Origin of the sequence: Flavobacterium enshiense (genome assembly GCF_040750275.1) — a bacterium.
Classification (GTDB): Bacteria; Bacteroidota; Bacteroidia; order Flavobacteriales; family Flavobacteriaceae; genus Flavobacterium; species Flavobacterium enshiense_B.
The window spans coordinates 158,563-174,663 of the sequence record NZ_JBDOCV010000002.1 but is presented as its reverse complement, the minus strand read 5'-3'; the positions used below and the strand labels follow the sequence as shown (position 1 = coordinate 174,663).

Below are 16,101 nucleotides of genomic sequence, written 5' to 3'. Positions count from 1 at the left end.
TACTTAATTTTACAGCTATGAAGTATTTTATAAAAACAGAAAAGATTCGTTTTCAACATATTGATTTTGCAGGAATTGTGTTTTACCCAAGATTTCTGGAAATGCTTAACGGACTGGTAGAAGACTGGTTTGAGGAAGCGTTGCACCGACCTTTTTCCAAAATGCATGAAACCAACGGTATTCCAACAGTAGATTTGAAGGTACAATTCAAGAAAGCGGCTCGTTTAGGCGAAGTAATCACCAAGGAATTATGGGTTAAAGAATTGAGAAGCTCTTCTTTGCTTTGTGGCTTCCTATTTAAATGCCCACAAGGCGATACCATTTTAGAAGGCGAAGTCACGCTTGTAAACGTAAAAATTGCCGAAGACCGCAAAACAATATCTGCCGAAGCTTTTAATGAAGCTATGAGAGAAAAAATCAGTTATTTCCTTTTACCTCAATAAATTATGGAATTTAAAAAATTCAAAGCCGCCACTGTTCAAACCGCTCCCGTTTTTCTAAATGTGGAAAAAACGATTGATAAAGCTATTTCTTTTGTACAGGAAGCAGCAACTAATGGTGCTAAACTAATTGCTTTCCCGGAAGTTTTTGTAGCGGGTTATCCGTATTGGAACTGGGTGATGACGCCGGTTCAGGGCAGTAAATGGTACGAAGAACTGTATAAATGCTCCGTAACTACTGATGATGAAGACATGTTACGTTTATATCAGGCTGCTAAAGATAATGACATTCATATTGTTATTGGAATTAATGAACGAGGTAACAGCTATGGAGAAATTTACAACACGAATTTAATCATTGACAATAATGGAAACCTTATTGGAAGACACAGAAAGCTTGTCCCAACTTGGGCTGAAAAATTGACCTGGACTTCTGGAGACGGCTCATCTTTAAAGGTTTATGATACAGAAATAGGCCCTATCGGAACGTTGGCTTGTGGTGAAAACACGAATACTTTAGCCCGATTTACATTGCTTTCACAAGGCGAATTGATCCACATTGCGAATTATATTTCGTTGCCGGTTGCTCCTCCAGATTACAATATGGCGGAAGCAATCAAGATTCGTGCAGCAGCACATTCTTTTGAAGGTAAATTGTTTACGATAGTTTCCTGTTCAACGATTTCAAAAGAAATCATGGACGCTTTAAAAGACGATGTTCCTAATATCGAAGAATTGCTAACCCGTAAAAATTCCGCTTTTTCAGGTTTTATCGGACCAAACGGAGCTGTAATCGGAGAGCCTTTAATTGACGATGAAGGAATTGTGTATGCAGATATCGATTTAGCAAAATGCATTCAGCCTAAGCAAATGCACGATATTTTAGGACATTACAACCGTTTTGATATTTTCGATTTGCGAGTGAATATTGCTCCAACTAGAAAAATCACTTTTATTGACAATCACGAAGAATTCAACAAGCGATAACAAACAAGCAAATGGTTTTCTCCCCTAGCCCTGATTGCAGCGGTTGCCTTGCAAAAGCGAAAAGCAGGAAAAAGGATTCCAAAAGAGCCCAAACCATTCGCTTCAAAAAATAAAAAAATGGAAGATAAATATTCAGACGACGTAATCGGTCGCGCACGAGTTCAGGACACACCCGAGCTGGAAGCCTACTACAAAGAATTAGAAGGTTTAGGCGCCGGTGCTTTATGGACGGTTGCCAACGATATTGAGCCTTGGGAACCACGCACATCCTCTGTTCCAATGCTTTGGAAATACGAAGATTTGCGCGAATTAGTTTTAAAATCATCCGAATTGGTAACGCCGGAACAAGCGGGACGTCGCGTGGTTTATTTGGTAAACGACAAACGTAAAGATGTATCAGCTGCTGTGGGTTGGTTGTACACCGGAATTCAGGTGACACGTCCAGGAGAAAGTACATCGGCACACCGACATAAGGCTTCTGCCCTACGCTTCATTATGGAAGGCGAAGGTGGTTATACCGTAGTGGATGGCAACAAAGTAACGTTTGAAGTAAATGATTTTGTAATCACTCCAAATTCTGCTTGGCACGAACATGGTGTTGCAGAAGGTGGAAAAACTTGTGTTTGGCAAGACGGTTTGGATATACCGCTAGTGAACGCATTGGAAGCAAATGATTATGCGGTTTTTGACGGAAAACAACCTTTACAGGCACCAGTTAATTATTTGCCTTTATCCTATGGTGGCGCCGGTATTATTCCTGCTGATAAAGTATGGGACAAGCCTTATTCACCATTGTTCAAATATTCCTGGAAACAAGTTTATCCGGCTTTATTGGAAGCTGCCAAAGTAAACGATGGTTCTCCTTATGATGGGATTATCATGCAGTATTCCAATCCGTTAACAGGCGGTCATGTGATGCAGACTATGGGCGCTTCGATGCAAATGCTGCGTCCGGGAGAGCATACCAAAGCACATAAACATACTGGTTCTTTTGTGTACCAGTGTGCAAAAGGAAAAGGCTATTCGATCATTGGTGGAAGACGCTTTGATTGGAAGGAACGCGATATTTTCTGTGTTCCGTCATGGGTATATCACGAGCATGTGAATTTATCAGAAACGGAAGACGCTTGTTTATTCTCTTTCAATGATTTACCGGTAATTGAAAAATTGGGATTATATCAGGAGAAAGCGTATCCGGAAAATAATGGACATCAAAAAATAGATTAACGATTTAAGGCTTAAAACCTTAGTAACTTAGTACCTTTATACAAAATGAAATTAGCAACGTATCAAATAAACCACGCGGCACCAAGATTGGGTGTTGTTCAAAATAACCACATGATCGATTTGGAAGATGTGGCGCAAATCAAAAAAGAGAATATGCCAAAAACCATGTTGGATTTAATTGACATGGGATTGATTGAAGTAACTCGTATTCAAGGAATTATCAATAGTTTAACTTCGGAAGAATTGAGTAATTGCTCGTATCCGTTATCAAATATTACGTTCTTGGCTCCTATCCCAAAACCTAGAAAAAACATCATCGGGATTGGTTTAAATTACACCGAACACGTTGCGGAAAGTGCAAGAACATTGGATACTACTGGGAAATTACCTCAAAAACCAATTATTTTCTCTAAACCACCAACATCGGTAACGGCTACCGAAACCAACATTTTACTGAATCCTAAATTGACACAACAATTAGATTGGGAAGTGGAATTGGCTGTAATTATTGGTAAAGGAGGAAAATACATTTCAAAAGACGAAGCGTTAAATCACGTTTTTGGTTATACAGTAATCAACGATATTTCTGCGAGAGATTGCCGTCGTGAAGGACAATGGATCGTTTCCAAAGGACAAGATACGTTTGCACCGATGGGACCGGTTTTGGTGACTGCGGATGAAATAGAAAATCCTCACAATTTAAACCTGTCTTTAAAATTGAACGGCGTTGAAAAACAGAATTCAAACACAAAATTCTTGTTGTTCAACATCAACGATTTAATTGAAGATTTGAGCACGGTTTTCACTTTAGAATCTGGTGATATCATTGCTACTGGAACGCCTGCTGGTGTAGGTGCCGGAAGAAATCCTCAGGAATGGATGTGGGACGGTGATGTGGTGGAAGCTACTATAGAAGGCATCGGGACAATTGTTAATACGGTTAAGGAGATTTAATTAAAGTAAATAGAATAAAAAAGACTTTGTTACTTTGTAACTCAGTTGCTTTGAAATTAAAGAAAATGAAAAAATATAGAATTGGTCAGATTGTACCTTCATCAAACGTAACTATGGAAACGGAGATTCCGGCAGTTTTTCGTTCTCGCGAAACAATTTTACCGGAACGCTTTACTTTCCATTCGAGCCGTATGCGCATGAAAAAAGTAACCAAAGAAGAATTAGAAGCGATGGATGCCATGAGCTTGAAATGTGCCACGGAATTATCTGATGCGCATGTTGACGTTATGGGTTACGCTTGTTTAGTTGCTATCATGAGCATGGGACGCGGTTACCACTGTGTTTCGGAAGTAAATTTGCATCAGGAAACAATTAAGAATGACTTCCCTACTCCAATTGTAACTTCAGCCGGAGCTTTAATCAACGGATTGAAAGTTTTGGGTGCTAAAAAAGTGGCGGTAATTACGCCGTACATGCGTCCTTTAACGGATTTGGTTGTAGATTATATTGAACATCAAGGTTTTGAAGTGGTCGATTCTATCGCTTTGGAGATTCCTGATAATTTGGAAGTGGCAGCGCAAGATCCGATGAATTTGTTGGAAATCTACAAAAGATTAGATTTGACTGGAGTTGATGTGTTGGTTGCATCGGCTTGTGTACAGATGCCATCATTGGAAGCAATTGATTTGATTCAGAAAGAAATTGGTATTCCGGTAACTTCAGCAGCAGTTTGTACGACTTATGAAATGATGAAGAAATTAGGTATTGAAGCAAAAGCGCCTATTGGCGGGGAATTGTTAAGCGGAAAGTATTAATAATAAAAAAAGCCTCTTATGAAGAGGCTTTTTATTTGATTAAATATACAAAAATGAGGCTAAAAAATGGTTATAAAAAGATTTCTTTCCTTATAATTTCAATTCTCTGAATCATTCTTTCAGAAACTTATTTATGAAATATCCATCACTGGTTTCCACTTTAAGCATATAGACACCATTACTTAAATGACTGACGTTAATTGAATTATAATTTAAAACAGTAGCCGTTGTGGCACCTTTTGACAATAAATCATAAATTTCATATTGTTTTGCGGTAACCCCTTGCGGTAAATCCAAATGCAGAATATCTTTTACCGGGTTTGGATAAAACTTAACTGTTTTACCACCAAACTCTTCTGATGATAGACTTGACGTACTGTTGATACGGGCAATGTGATTTCGAGGAACACCATCGTATTCAGTAAAAATTCCTGTTATTATTATTTTTCCGTCTGGTTGAACAACAGCACTGGAAATCCCTCCATTAGACCCCGAACCTATATCAAAATCAGTATCTATTTGACCATTGGGCTGTAATCTCGCAATGTTATTTATAACCTGACCATTGTAATCCGGATAATATCCTGTAACAATTATTTTTCCATCAGATTGAATTGCCGAAGGATAAAAACTATTAGTATCGGAAATGTTTAAATCTGTATAAAAACAGGTATCTAAAGTTCCATTGGCATTTAAGCGGACCATATTTGACCCTAATAGTTGTGTGTGATTTATATCGTTATATACATCAAAAACTCCACCAATTAAAATCTTATTGTCTTTTTCCAAAAACACTGAATAATAACCACATCCATAATCACAATACATATAGATAAACGGTGTGATATTAATAAAACTTTCATCTTCCGAACCATCCGAATTTAAACGATTTATTAATTTAAAAACTCCGGAAAAAGATAATAGCCCACTTACCAAAATTTTCCCATCATTTTGAGTAATAATTTTTGTAATATAATTATTATCCGTAAAACCTATACTAGTATTAAAAGTCAAATCTAAAGAACCATCCAAATTTAATCGAGCTAAGCCGTCTCTAGAAACACCATTGTAATTTTGAAACACCCCCCCTACAAGTATTTTCCCATCAGCTTGAATAGCTACAGACAGTAAAGATCCGTCTATTTCGGGATTGTTATTAAAACTCATATCCAATGAACCATCAGGATTCAATCTTACCAAATTATTTACCGTAACATTATTTAACTCAGTAAAAGGTCCTACAACTATTATTTTCCCATCAGGCTGTATTGCTAATGATGCCATAAAGCCACCTTCTGTTACAATCAAATCATTAAAACTTCCGTCAACATTTCCATTATTGTTAAATCTTTTGACTTTTGATGGAGAGGTATTACCATTACTATCGACAAAATTTTCAACAATTAGGATTTTCCCGTCAGCCTGGACAATTGCCTGACTATATTCAGCCACACCATCTTGCACAACAAAACTCAAATCCAGTGATCCATCTTGTGCGAAACCAATTAATGAGGCAAAAAAAACTGTTATAAAATAGATAATTTTCTTCATGACATTAATCTTTAAGATTAAACAAATAAGAAAAACAAAGTATACAAAGTTACAACATATAAAATAAATTATTGATTATCAATTATTTACATTAAAAATAATTTTGAATCAAGAAAAATATAGTTACAAAAGAAATTAAAAGCAACTGCTATCTTAACAGACATATCCCTTAAAAATATTTTAATACATAATCGCATTTAACAAGCTATTCATCCTACAATTTTGTAAATTAGTACTCCTTTTAATTTTTAAAAAGCAACACATATGAAAAGAAGAGCAACCGCCGTTTGGAATGGCACAGGCAAAGACGGGAAAGGTCATTTAACCACACAAAGCACCGTTTTAAACAAAACACAATATTCTTTTTCTTCCCGATTTGAGGAAGGTATTGGAACTAATCCCGAAGAATTAGTTGGTGCAGCACATTCTGGTTGCTTTACTATGAAACTGGCTTTCAATTTACAGGCTGCAGGTTTTACTCCCGATGAATTGAAAACCGATTGCGAGATTGTATTTGAAGATGGCAATATTGTAGCGTCCAACCTCTCTTTATTGGCGACTGTTCCGGGTATCGATAATGCAAAATTTGAAGAACTCGTGCGAGATGCCGAAGCCAACTGCCCTATTTCGAAGTTGTTGAACACAAAAATTACAGTTGTGTTTAGTTTAAATCAATAAACAATTTACATGCAAATAAAAAGCCATGACTCTCAGAGTACGTGGCTTTATTTTTTAATCAAGTTTTTTTGATTTTCATTTTACAATCGTAGCATAAAGCAAGTTTAGCATTATCGATAGTTGCAATTTTCTCCACAGCATCCGTCATTACGCATTTTTTATCTTTACAGTGTGGCAAACCTAAATTGTGTCCAAACTCATGTACAGCAACTTTTTGCAAGCGAACGTTTACAGTTGCTGCATCTTTATGTTTAATGCGAAAAGTAGAAACCACACAACTGTTTCCAGGGCAGTATCCCAATCCCATTACGCCCCAATCCTGATATTTGTAGGCAGGCTGAACCATTTTTCTGCCACTCTTATATTTTGTGGTTGAAATATCCTTAGAGGTAAGTCCTATAATAAAATCCAATGAATCAGGAATATCCCGATGCTGGAATAAGATTATGCTATCAGCTCTGTAACGAGGTGATTTCACATTAATAAAAGCTTTTTTACTAATTAGCTTATCCTTCAGTATAATTGTCTTTACATCATAAAAATCCGCAATGGTTTTAGAAATCATATTAGCTTTTTCTTCAGAAAAACTATTGTATGGCTGAATACCAACCACTTTATTTTCAGACGGATAATCCGAACAGGAATACTGAAGCAATATCAGTAACGCAATAATAAAACGCATACCATAAATTTTACTAAAAATACAAAACAAGACAATTAAAAGTTTAACCCTGATTAATTATTTAGCAAATCAAAAAATATAAATTATTAACGGTAACTTGGCGTAATGCAAGTACAATGAAATATCTTTTGAATAGTATAGTGCCAATAGTTGAAAAAATGCTCGCAAAAGACATGGATTCTAGCTTATTAACACTAAATATTCTTGAGAACAAAAACAGAAATCGTTAATCAAATAATTTTAAAAAGATATGAAGGATAATTCGAGAGTTTACAAAATGTCTTTTGCGGGGGTTTATCCGCATTACATTACAAAAGCTGAGAAAAAAGGGCGTACAAAAGAAGAAGTGCATCAAATCATCTTTTGGCTTACCGGATATAATGAAGAAAGCTTTCAAAAAATCCTTGCTGATCAAACAAATTTTGAAGATTTTTTCAATAACGCTCCACAAATTAATCCGAATGTTTCAAAGATTACCGGTGTAATTTGCGGCTATCGTGTGGAAGACATCGAAGACAAACTGATGCAGCAAATTCGCTATTTAGACAAATTGATTGATGAATTAGCGAAAGGAAAAACTATGGAGAAGATACTTAGGGAATAAAATAATATATTGATTTTAAGATAATTAATTTTTTTTTCTAAAACTTTTCTCCATTTATCAGTATATTTATAATAAAAATAGTTAACTGATGAAAGCAACACTATTTTACGCATTAGTTATACTATCCGCATTAGCTTCATGTGATAGAAAATCAGAAAGTCCACAAGAGTCTGATTCATCAAATTATATTGATTTATCCCATGATTTTTCAGAAGAAACTATTTATTGGGTAACTGCCGAAGAATTCAAATTGGACACAGTATACAATGGAAATACTCCAAAAGGTTATTATTATTCAGCCAATAATTTCAGTGCTGCAGAACATGGCGGAACCCACGTAGATGCCCCTATACATTTTTCAAAAACAGGACAAACCGTAGATGAAATTCCACTTGATAAATTAATCGGACAAGCGATTAAAATCGATGTTTCCTCAAAAGCACTTACTAATCCAGATTATTTGGTTAGTGTTAACGATTTTCTTGATTGGGAAAAAAAAGAAAAAAACAACATTCCTGATGGTAGTATTGTTTTATTAGAAACCGGATATTCCAAATATTACCCTAACAAAATCAAATACCTCGGAACTAGTGGACGTGGTGATAAAGCTGTAAAAGAACTACACTTCCCAGGACTTTCTCCTGAAGCGGCAAAATGGTTGGTCGAGCATCGTACTATTAAAGCAATCGGAATCGATACACCAAGCATTGATTATGGCCAATCTACTTATTTTGAAAGTCATGTGACATTGCTTTCAAAAAACATTCCTGTTTTTGAGAATCTCGCTAACCTTGATAAATTGCCAATTCAAGGATTTGAAATAATCGCATTGCCTATGAAAATAAAAGGAGGAAGTGGCGCTCCTTTGAGAATTGTTGCCGTTGTTGATAATCAGTAGTTAGCGATCATTGTAACGGACGACACGAATAAAACAGCCAGAAGACTAAAATTTCAATATGAGAAAAGTAATTGCAGCAATCAATATGACACTTGATGGGTTTTGCGACCATACTGCTGGACTCATTGCTGATGATGAATTACATTATCATTATGCTGATCTGTTGAACAATGCAGGAGTTATATTATACGGACGAACAACCTACCAACTTATGCAATTTTGGCAAGCATTATTGAAGAATCCTTCTGACGAAAAATCAATGAATGACTTTGCAATTTCAATAAACAAAATTGAAAAACTTATTTTCTCCACTACTTTAAAAGACACAGGCTGGAACACAGCAAAACTAGCAAACAGACCTCTTGAAGAAGAAGTTTTAGCATTAAAACAACAATCAGGAAAAGACATTTTTATTGGAAGTCGGAGTTTGATTATTCAACTATTAAACTGCAATCTTGTTGACGAATTTCAAGTTTGCATTCATCCCGTCATAGAAGGCAAAGGTCTGCCATTGTTTGACCAAATAAAGGAAAGGATTGTTCTTAAACTCACTAAAACAAAATACCTAAATTCGGGTGCGACAGTATTTTACTATGAACCAACATTAGAGAAAACAAAGAACCGTTAACAAGGTTTTTATGCAAGTTGGATATCGGTGCGCATCGAGACAATATAAATCAACAGAACGATATGCCAGTAAATAAAAAAGCCGTAATGTGAGTTACGGCTTTTTAAATATCTAAACTAAAATCTTAGTATTTCAACAATTCCAATAATTCGGTTTCAAATCGTTGTTTCGGTAAATACTGATCTTCCAACGATTTCATAAACGGAATAGCCGATTCTAAACTTCCCACACGTTTTACCGGTGCATCCAAGTATTCAAAACAGTTCTCCATAATCATCGAAGAAATATCACTTGCGACACCTCCAAACAAAGTATCTTCCTGAAGGATGATTACACGGTTGGTTTTCTTAACAGATGCATAAATCGCTTCCCAATCTAACGGTTGTAAACTTCTCAAGTCTAACAAATCAGCTGAAATATCGGAATGTTTAGCCAACGTTTCCAAAGCCCAATGCACACCTGCTCCGAAAGAAATAATAGTTACATCGTTACCTTCTTTAAGTAATGATGCTTTTCCAAAAGGTAAGGTGTAGTAATCTTTAGGAACATCCTGATAAATGCTTCTGTACAATTGTTTGTGCTCGAAGAACATTACCGGGTTCGGATCGTTAATTGCTGTAGCCAACAATCCTTTTGCATCATATGGGAACGCCGGATAAACTACTTTCAATCCCGGAGTTTTAGTAAACCAAGCCTCATTGGTTTGTGAGTGGAAAGGTCCAGCCTGAGTTCCGCCACCGCAAGGCATACGCACTACCACATCGGAGTTTTCCTGCCAACGGTAGTGTTGTTTCGCTAATAAATTCACGATTGGGTTGAATCCTGTAGAAACGAAATCGGCGAACTGCATTTCCACCACTGCTTTATGACCATTGATAGACAATCCGTTAGCTGCAGAAACAATTACGCTTTCGCAGATTGGCGTATTACGAACACGCTCTTTTCCGAATTGGTCTACAAAACCATCCGTAATTTTAAAGGCACCACCATATTCCGCGATGTCTTGTCCCATGATTACTAAATTTTCATGGCGCTCCATCGATTGACGCAATCCATTGGAAATCGCATCAATTACACGGATATTTTCAACTTCATCAGAATGATTTACTTCTTCATATTCCCACGGACGGTAAACATCATTTAATTCCTCATTCAAATCCGCAACAATTGCCGGTTCTTCCTGAACTTTTGCCCAATCCGTATCGATTTCTTTTTTGATTTCCGCACGGATAGCTTCATCAGCTTCCTCCGATAAAACCGCCGTAGCTTTCAAATAGTTTCTGTAATTCTCAACCGGATCTTTAATCGCCCACATGTCCATCAATTCCTGAGGAACATACTTGGTTCCACTCGCCTCTTCATGCCCACGCATACGGAAAGTCATAAATTCCAATAATACAGGACGCGGATTGTCAATCATCGAAGTTTTCAATTCGGAAATCAAATTAACTACTTCTAAAAGATTGTTCCCATCTACCACATGGCTTTCCATTCCGTAACCTACACCTCTATCTGCCAATTGCTTGCAACGGTATTGCTCGTTAGTTGGCGTGGATAATCCGTAACCATTGTTTTCAATCACGAATAAAACCGGCAAATCCCAAACGGAAGCTACGTTTAACGCTTCATGGAAATCTCCTTCAGAAGTTGCTCCTTCACCAGTAAATACAGCGGTTACTTTTCCGTTTTTCTTCAGTTTATTGGCTAAGGCGATTCCGTCAGCAATCCCCAACTGAGGTCCCAAGTGCGAAATCATACCTATAATATTGTATTCCTGAGTACCAAAGTGGAACGAACGGTCACGACCTTTGGTAAATCCGTTGCGTTTTCCTTGCCATTGCGAGAACAAACGATGTAACGGGATTTCTCTCGTAGTAAATACACCTAAGTTGCGGTGCATCGGTAAAATATATTCGTCTTTGTCTAAAACCGAGGTAATACCTACCGAGATAGCCTCCTGCCCGATTCCTGAAAACCATTTGGACACTTTCCCCTGACGGATAAGGATTAACATTTTTTCCTCAATCAGTCTTGGCTTTAAAATCTTTTTATATAAATCTAATAATTGCTCGTTGGTTAGATTTTTTCTATCGAAGTTCATTGTATTGTGCTTTTAAAACGCTCCCAAAAGTATAAAAAATAACACTTTCAGCCTAAATTGTTGTGGATAAATATTTCGTTAAAATCTACCTTACCCAAACTCTGGATTTTCAAACTTTGAAATTGTTAACAACTTAATTGGTTTTTTACAGAAATTATTCTCTACATTTGTTTTTATAATGGTTTCAAACCGAAAAAGTTATTAACAAAAACTAAGTACAATGCAAAACATTCCTAGTGTTGACTTACGTGATTTCCTGTCGGATGATCCGGCACGTAAACAAAAATTTGTAAATGAAATCGGAAAAGCCTACGAAGAAATCGGCTTCGTAGCATTAAAAGGTCATTTCTTAGATGACAAATTAGTTGATGAACTTTACAGTGAAGTTCGTAATTTCTTCAACCTTCCTCTGGAAACGAAAAGTAAATACGAAATCCCTGGAATCGGCGGACAAAGAGGCTATGTTTCTTTCGGAAAAGAGCATGCTAAAGGTCGTTCAGCCGGAGACTTAAAAGAATTCTGGCACTTTGGCCAGTATGTAAGCGAAGGTTCAAAATACGCTTCTGAATACCCTGATAACGTTACTGTTTCAGAATTACCAAAATTCAATACCGTTGGAAAAGAAGCATATCAAATGCTTGAAAAAACTGGTGTTTATGTTTTAAGAGCTTTAGCAATTTACATCGGATTGGATGAGTTTTATTTCGATAAATACATTAAAGACGGAAACAGTATCTTACGCCCTATCCACTATCCGCCTATTACTGATGAACCAAAAGACGGTGCCGTTCGTGCTGCTGCTCATGGCGACATCAACTTGATTACCTTATTGATGGGCGCTCAAGGCAAAGGTTTACAAGTTCAAAACCATGACGGTAAATGGATTGATGCGATTGCTGAACCAGACGAATTAGTAATCAATGTTGGTGATATGTTGTCACGTCACACTAACAATAAATTGAAATCCACGATTCACCAAGTAGTTAATCCGCCAAGAGAATTATGGGGAACTTCTCGTTTTTCTATTCCGTTTTTCATGCACCCGGTTGGTGACATGTCTTTAAACTGTTTAGAAAACTGTATCGACGCAGAACACCCAAAATTGTACGACGACATCACTGCTGGTGATTTCTTATACGAACGTTTAGTAGATTTAGGATTAATTAAAAAATAATCTTTAATTTTATACTCTTATGAAAAGACATTGAGTTTTTACTTGATGTCTTTTTAATTTTTAAGAATGTTTATTATGGATTTACAAGACCAATTAAAAAACCTTTTCCCAGACCACGTTCCTTCAAATGAACCGGAAGAAATTCAAGAAGAAGAACATGCACTTTTCATACAAAAAGAACCTTTAATCTGTAAGTATGAAAAACGCAAAGGAAAAGCGACCACAATTATCGAAGGTTATGAAGGCGATGTTGAAGATTTCAAGATACTGGCCAAAGAAATAAAAACCAAATTGAGTGTTGGCGGAAGTTTCAAAGACGATGCTATCATTCTTCAAGGAGATTACCGCGATAAAATCATGGAAATCCTTAAAGAAAAAGGATTTAAAGTAAAACGCGTTGGTGGTTAATTAATTTGTTTTCGGTCGCAGTTGAGCTACTAATACATACACAACTAAGTAAATCAGGAACTTAACCAACTCAGAGCTAAAATTATGACAGCAATAAAATCATCAGAATTAATATTAAATCCGGATGGAAGTGTATATCACCTGAATCTTAAACCGGAACACATCGCTCATGACATTATTTTTGTGGGTGATCAACACCGAGTGGAGAAAATTACACAACATTTTGACTCTGTGGAATTTACCACTCAAAAACGTGAATTCAAAACACAGACCGGAACTTATAAAGGAAAGAAATTAACGGTTATATCAACTGGTATCGGACCGGACAACATTGATATTGTTTTAAACGAATTGGATGCTTTGGTAAATATCAATTTGAACACAAAACAACCAAAAGCAAATCTGACATCCTTAAATATTGTTCGCATCGGAACTTCCGGTTCTTTACAGGCTGATATTCCGGTTGACGGTATCGTAATGTCGGAATACGCCATTGGTTTAGACAACATGCTTCGCTCCTATTTAATTGATGAGGTAACCGACAAAAACATCGAAGAAGCCTTTATCAGTCACACCAACTGGGATTTAAGAAAAGGCAAACCTTATGTTGTAAAAGGAAGTGAAAAATTAGCCAAATTGATTGAAAGTGATACTATTCACAAAGGTTTTACAGGAACTGCAGGTGGTTTTTACGGCCCACAAGGGCGTGTTTTGCGTTTGAATATTCAGGACGAGAACCTTAACCAAAAAATGGACAGTTTCAATTATAATGGCATCAGAATGACCAATTTGGAAATGGAAACCGCTGCAATTTACGGTTTAGGAAAACTGCTTGGCCATGAAACTTTGTCCATGAACGCTATTATTGCAAACAGGGCCAACGGAACTTTCAGTGAAGATCCCTACAAAGCGGTTGATGAGTTAATTATTTATGTTTTGAATAAATTGGTCGGATAAATGACGTTGAGAATTGCCAGGCATACCGATAATCTCGAAAAAATCAAAACATTCTATGTTACTATTTTAGGGCTTGAAGTACTCGGTAGTTTTGAAAATCACGATAATTACGATGGGATTTTCATTGGGAAACCGAATTTAAATTGGCATCTGGAGTTTACAAAATCAAACGAAAAGGCCAATCATATTTCGGATGAAGACGATGCTTTAGTTTTTTACCCTGAAAATTCATGTGAATATAACATTTTGATTAACAAATTAAAAGATAACAACATCTCAAGCATTACTTCAAAAAATCCGTATTGGAATACAAACGGAATAATGTTTATTGATCCTGATGGCTTCAGAATAATCATTTCTAATTTAAAAGCAACATGACAAACTTAATCCTAGAAACCGAACGATTACTCATGCGTCCGTTAGAACTAACCGATGCCGAAGATATGTTCACTATGGACAGTAATCCAAACGTTCACAAATACTTATGGCAAAAACCATATCAGAGTATTGAAGAATCTATTGCTAATATTGAATACGTTCGAAAACAATATGAGACTAACAATATAGGCCGTTTTGCAACAATTTTAAAAGAAACCGGTGAATTCATAGGCTGGACAGGCATTAAATTTGTAACCGAAGAACCCGAAAACGGAAACATTAATTTCTACGATTACGGTTATCGCTTAAATGAAAAATTTTGGGGTAAAGGTTACGCATCCGAAGCTACTTTGGCTTGGTTTGACTACGGATTTAACAAAATGAAAATTGAAATCATGAATGCGTATGCACATTCTGAAAACGGTGCATCAAACCATATTCTGCAAAAATCAGGAATGCGGTTTGTGGAGTCCTATTTAGATAAAGAAGGTATTTTGTGGAATTGGTGGCAAATGGAAAATAATCAGTTATGAAAATAATCATCGAAACCGAACGTTTATTACTTCGTGAAATGCTTCCTTCCGATAAAGAAGGAATTTTTCATTTAGATTCCGATATGGATGTTCATGAGTTTTTGGGCAAAAATCCAATAAAAACGATTGAAGAAGCTCAAAATGTAATTGATTTTGTTCGTTTGCAATATCAGGAAAACGGAATTGGACGCTGGGCTGTTTTACTTAAAGAAAATCATGAATTTATTGGCTGGGCCGGTTTAAAGCTGGTTAAAGAAGAAATCAACGGACATCAAAATTTTTATGATTTAGGTTATCGTTTCATTAAAAGTTTCTGGCAGAAAGGTTACGGTTACGAAGCCGCGAAAGCCTGTCTTGATTATGCTTTTAATGAAATGCATTTAAAAAACGTTTATGCTCACGCCATGATTGGTAACGAAGGTTCGAAACGTATTCTGGAGAAAATCGGAATGAAACACACCGGTAATTTTTTTCATGAAGAAGACGAATGCGCTTGGTTTGAATTAAGCCGAAATGATTATCAGAATGAGCAACTTTAACTCAGACGGAACTTTAACCCATTTAGTGCGTTCAAAAGGAATCACATCGTGGGAAATGCTATTGGAATACATCAAAAATATCCCTTACGGAAGAAATAAAAATAGAGAAGATTTTTCTTTGGTTTTGCTGGAAAACAAAGGCACTTGTAGTTCAAAACACGCTTTAGCCGCAGCTGTGGCGCTTGAAAATAAAATTTCAGAAGTAGTCTTAATTGTCGGGCTATACAAAATGAATACTCAGAATACACCTATTGGAACAGTTTTGTCCGAAGCCGGTATAGCGTATATCCCCGAAGCGCATTGTTACTTAAAAATCAATGGAATACCAACAGATTTGACCAGCGAAAACTCAAGTTTTGAAAAAATAAAAAACGATTTGCTGGAAGAAATTATTATCCAGCCAAATCAAGTAGGTGATTATAAAGTTGCCTATCATAAAGATTTTCTGAAAAAATGGATTTCAGAAACACAACAGAAGCATAATTTTGACGAAATTTGGGCTATTCGTGAAAAGTGTATTCAAAAACTATCTGAATCCTGAAAATTG

Annotated in this window: 19 protein-coding genes; 16 read left to right on the top strand and 3 right to left on the bottom strand. The window is 36.3% G+C overall.

Annotation, left to right across the window (positions count from 1 at the left end):
• Nucleotides 1–17 precede the first annotated feature (17 nt).
• The 5 genes from ABGT15_RS03525 (at nt 18) to ABGT15_RS03505 (ending at nt 4,423) form a co-directional block, all read left to right on the top strand.
• Nucleotides 18–443, top strand: coding sequence for an acyl-CoA thioesterase (locus ABGT15_RS03525; protein ID WP_367230035.1), 426 nt, complete (start codon nt 18–20; stop codon nt 441–443).
• Between the two features lie 3 nt (nt 444–446).
• Nucleotides 447–1,427 (top strand): carbon-nitrogen hydrolase family protein, encoded by a 981-nt coding sequence (locus ABGT15_RS03520; RefSeq protein ID WP_367230034.1) that lies wholly within the window; start codon nt 447–449, stop codon nt 1,425–1,427.
• A 117-nt stretch (nt 1,428–1,544) separates the two neighbouring features.
• Nucleotides 1,545–2,654 (top strand): cupin domain-containing protein, encoded by a 1,110-nt coding sequence (locus ABGT15_RS03515; RefSeq protein ID WP_367230033.1) that lies wholly within the window; start codon nt 1,545–1,547, stop codon nt 2,652–2,654.
• 45 nt (nt 2,655–2,699) lie between these two features.
• On the top strand, nt 2,700–3,608 hold the full coding sequence (locus tag ABGT15_RS03510; RefSeq protein WP_367230032.1) for a fumarylacetoacetate hydrolase family protein: 909 nt from the start codon (nt 2,700–2,702) through the stop codon (nt 3,606–3,608).
• A 65-nt stretch (nt 3,609–3,673) separates the two neighbouring features.
• Entirely contained in the window at nt 3,674–4,423 is a 750-nt protein-coding gene (locus tag ABGT15_RS03505; protein WP_317245447.1) for a maleate cis-trans isomerase family protein, read from the top strand.
• A 111-nt stretch (nt 4,424–4,534) separates the two neighbouring features.
• Here the strand turns inward: ABGT15_RS03505 and ABGT15_RS03500 are convergent, their stop codons facing one another.
• Entirely contained in the window at nt 4,535–5,974 is a 1,440-nt protein-coding gene (locus ABGT15_RS03500) for a T9SS type A sorting domain-containing protein (protein ID WP_367230031.1), read from the bottom strand.
• A gap of 264 nt (nt 5,975–6,238) precedes the next feature.
• Between ABGT15_RS03500 and ABGT15_RS03495 the strand changes: the two genes are divergently transcribed.
• Complete coding sequence (locus ABGT15_RS03495; protein ID WP_367230030.1) at nt 6,239–6,652, top strand: OsmC family protein; 414 nt, start codon at nt 6,239–6,241, stop codon at nt 6,650–6,652.
• 58 nt (nt 6,653–6,710) lie between these two features.
• Here the strand turns inward: ABGT15_RS03495 and ABGT15_RS03490 are convergent, their stop codons facing one another.
• Nucleotides 6,711–7,334 carry a matrixin family metalloprotease gene (locus ABGT15_RS03490; protein WP_367230029.1) on the bottom strand — a complete coding sequence of 208 codons (624 nt, stop codon included), beginning with the start codon at nt 7,332–7,334 and terminating at the stop codon, nt 6,711–6,713.
• 250 nt (nt 7,335–7,584) lie between these two features.
• On the opposite strand from ABGT15_RS03490, the gene ABGT15_RS03485 reads away from it, so the two are divergent.
• From ABGT15_RS03485 to ABGT15_RS03475, 3 genes are all read left to right on the top strand, one after another.
• The gene (locus ABGT15_RS03485; RefSeq protein WP_367230028.1) at nt 7,585–7,938 is read left to right on the top strand and encodes a DUF2200 domain-containing protein; all 354 of its coding nucleotides are present in this window, start codon (nt 7,585–7,587) and stop codon (nt 7,936–7,938) included.
• Nucleotides 7,939–8,026: 88 nt separating this feature from the next.
• The gene (locus ABGT15_RS03480; protein WP_367230027.1) at nt 8,027–8,836 is read left to right on the top strand and encodes a cyclase family protein; all 810 of its coding nucleotides are present in this window, start codon (nt 8,027–8,029) and stop codon (nt 8,834–8,836) included.
• Nucleotides 8,837–8,894: 58 nt separating this feature from the next.
• A complete protein-coding gene (locus ABGT15_RS03475; protein ID WP_367230026.1) occupies nt 8,895–9,464 on the top strand; it encodes a dihydrofolate reductase family protein in 570 nt (189 codons plus the stop codon).
• A gap of 124 nt (nt 9,465–9,588) precedes the next feature.
• On the opposite strand, the gene ABGT15_RS03470 is transcribed toward ABGT15_RS03475, so the two are convergent.
• Nucleotides 9,589–11,565 (bottom strand): alpha-ketoacid dehydrogenase subunit alpha/beta, encoded by a 1,977-nt coding sequence (locus tag ABGT15_RS03470; RefSeq protein WP_367230025.1) that lies wholly within the window; start codon nt 11,563–11,565, stop codon nt 9,589–9,591.
• 220 nt (nt 11,566–11,785) lie between these two features.
• On the opposite strand from ABGT15_RS03470, the gene ABGT15_RS03465 reads away from it, so the two are divergent.
• From ABGT15_RS03465 to ABGT15_RS03435, 7 genes are all read left to right on the top strand, one after another.
• Nucleotides 11,786–12,739 carry an isopenicillin N synthase family dioxygenase gene (locus tag ABGT15_RS03465; RefSeq protein WP_367230024.1) on the top strand — a complete coding sequence of 318 codons (954 nt, stop codon included), beginning with the start codon at nt 11,786–11,788 and terminating at the stop codon, nt 12,737–12,739.
• A 75-nt stretch (nt 12,740–12,814) separates the two neighbouring features.
• The gene (locus ABGT15_RS03460; protein WP_367230023.1) at nt 12,815–13,147 is read left to right on the top strand and encodes a translation initiation factor; all 333 of its coding nucleotides are present in this window, start codon (nt 12,815–12,817) and stop codon (nt 13,145–13,147) included.
• Nucleotides 13,148–13,231: 84 nt separating this feature from the next.
• The gene (locus ABGT15_RS03455; protein WP_367230022.1) at nt 13,232–14,104 is read left to right on the top strand and encodes a nucleoside phosphorylase; all 873 of its coding nucleotides are present in this window, start codon (nt 13,232–13,234) and stop codon (nt 14,102–14,104) included.
• A complete protein-coding gene (locus tag ABGT15_RS03450) occupies nt 14,105–14,482 on the top strand; it encodes a VOC family protein (protein ID WP_367230021.1) in 378 nt (125 codons plus the stop codon).
• Nucleotides 14,479–15,015 (top strand): GNAT family N-acetyltransferase, encoded by a 537-nt coding sequence (locus ABGT15_RS03445; protein ID WP_367230020.1) that lies wholly within the window; start codon nt 14,479–14,481, stop codon nt 15,013–15,015. Before ABGT15_RS03450 ends, ABGT15_RS03445 begins: the two co-directional genes overlap by 4 nt.
• Nucleotides 15,012–15,554, top strand: a complete 543-nt coding sequence (locus ABGT15_RS03440) for a GNAT family N-acetyltransferase (RefSeq protein WP_367230019.1) — start codon at nt 15,012–15,014, stop codon at nt 15,552–15,554. The genes ABGT15_RS03445 and ABGT15_RS03440 overlap by 4 nt, the downstream gene beginning before the upstream one ends.
• Nucleotides 15,541–16,095: a hypothetical protein gene (locus tag ABGT15_RS03435; protein ID WP_367230018.1), complete on the top strand. Its 555-nt coding sequence runs from the start codon at nt 15,541–15,543 to the stop codon at nt 16,093–16,095. Before ABGT15_RS03440 ends, ABGT15_RS03435 begins: the two co-directional genes overlap by 14 nt.
• Nucleotides 16,096–16,101: the final 6 nt, after the last annotated feature.

Bases quoted from the DNA above. Each gene is read 5' to 3' on its own strand.
- ABGT15_RS03525 (WP_367230035.1), top strand. From the start codon at position 18: ATGAAGTATTTTATAAAAACAGAAAAGATTCGTTTTCAACATATTGAT.
- ABGT15_RS03520 (WP_367230034.1), top strand. From the start codon at position 447: ATGGAATTTAAAAAATTCAAAGCCGCCACTGTTCAAACCGCTCCCGTT.
- ABGT15_RS03515 (WP_367230033.1), top strand. From the start codon at position 1,545: ATGGAAGATAAATATTCAGACGACGTAATCGGTCGCGCACGAGTTCAG.
- ABGT15_RS03510 (WP_367230032.1), top strand. From the start codon at position 2,700: ATGAAATTAGCAACGTATCAAATAAACCACGCGGCACCAAGATTGGGT.
- ABGT15_RS03505 (WP_317245447.1), top strand. From the start codon at position 3,674: ATGAAAAAATATAGAATTGGTCAGATTGTACCTTCATCAAACGTAACT.
- ABGT15_RS03500 (WP_367230031.1), bottom strand. From the start codon at position 5,974: ATGAAGAAAATTATCTATTTTATAACAGTTTTTTTTGCCTCATTAATT.
- ABGT15_RS03495 (WP_367230030.1), top strand. From the start codon at position 6,239: ATGAAAAGAAGAGCAACCGCCGTTTGGAATGGCACAGGCAAAGACGGG.
- ABGT15_RS03490 (WP_367230029.1), bottom strand. From the start codon at position 7,334: ATGCGTTTTATTATTGCGTTACTGATATTGCTTCAGTATTCCTGTTCG.
- ABGT15_RS03485 (WP_367230028.1), top strand. From the start codon at position 7,585: ATGAAGGATAATTCGAGAGTTTACAAAATGTCTTTTGCGGGGGTTTAT.
- ABGT15_RS03480 (WP_367230027.1), top strand. From the start codon at position 8,027: ATGAAAGCAACACTATTTTACGCATTAGTTATACTATCCGCATTAGCT.
- ABGT15_RS03475 (WP_367230026.1), top strand. From the start codon at position 8,895: ATGAGAAAAGTAATTGCAGCAATCAATATGACACTTGATGGGTTTTGC.
- ABGT15_RS03470 (WP_367230025.1), bottom strand. From the start codon at position 11,565: ATGAACTTCGATAGAAAAAATCTAACCAACGAGCAATTATTAGATTTA.
- ABGT15_RS03465 (WP_367230024.1), top strand. From the start codon at position 11,786: ATGCAAAACATTCCTAGTGTTGACTTACGTGATTTCCTGTCGGATGAT.
- ABGT15_RS03460 (WP_367230023.1), top strand. From the start codon at position 12,815: ATGGATTTACAAGACCAATTAAAAAACCTTTTCCCAGACCACGTTCCT.
- ABGT15_RS03455 (WP_367230022.1), top strand. From the start codon at position 13,232: ATGACAGCAATAAAATCATCAGAATTAATATTAAATCCGGATGGAAGT.
- ABGT15_RS03450 (WP_367230021.1), top strand. From the start codon at position 14,105: ATGACGTTGAGAATTGCCAGGCATACCGATAATCTCGAAAAAATCAAA.
- ABGT15_RS03445 (WP_367230020.1), top strand. From the start codon at position 14,479: ATGACAAACTTAATCCTAGAAACCGAACGATTACTCATGCGTCCGTTA.
- ABGT15_RS03440 (WP_367230019.1), top strand. From the start codon at position 15,012: ATGAAAATAATCATCGAAACCGAACGTTTATTACTTCGTGAAATGCTT.
- ABGT15_RS03435 (WP_367230018.1), top strand. From the start codon at position 15,541: ATGAGCAACTTTAACTCAGACGGAACTTTAACCCATTTAGTGCGTTCA.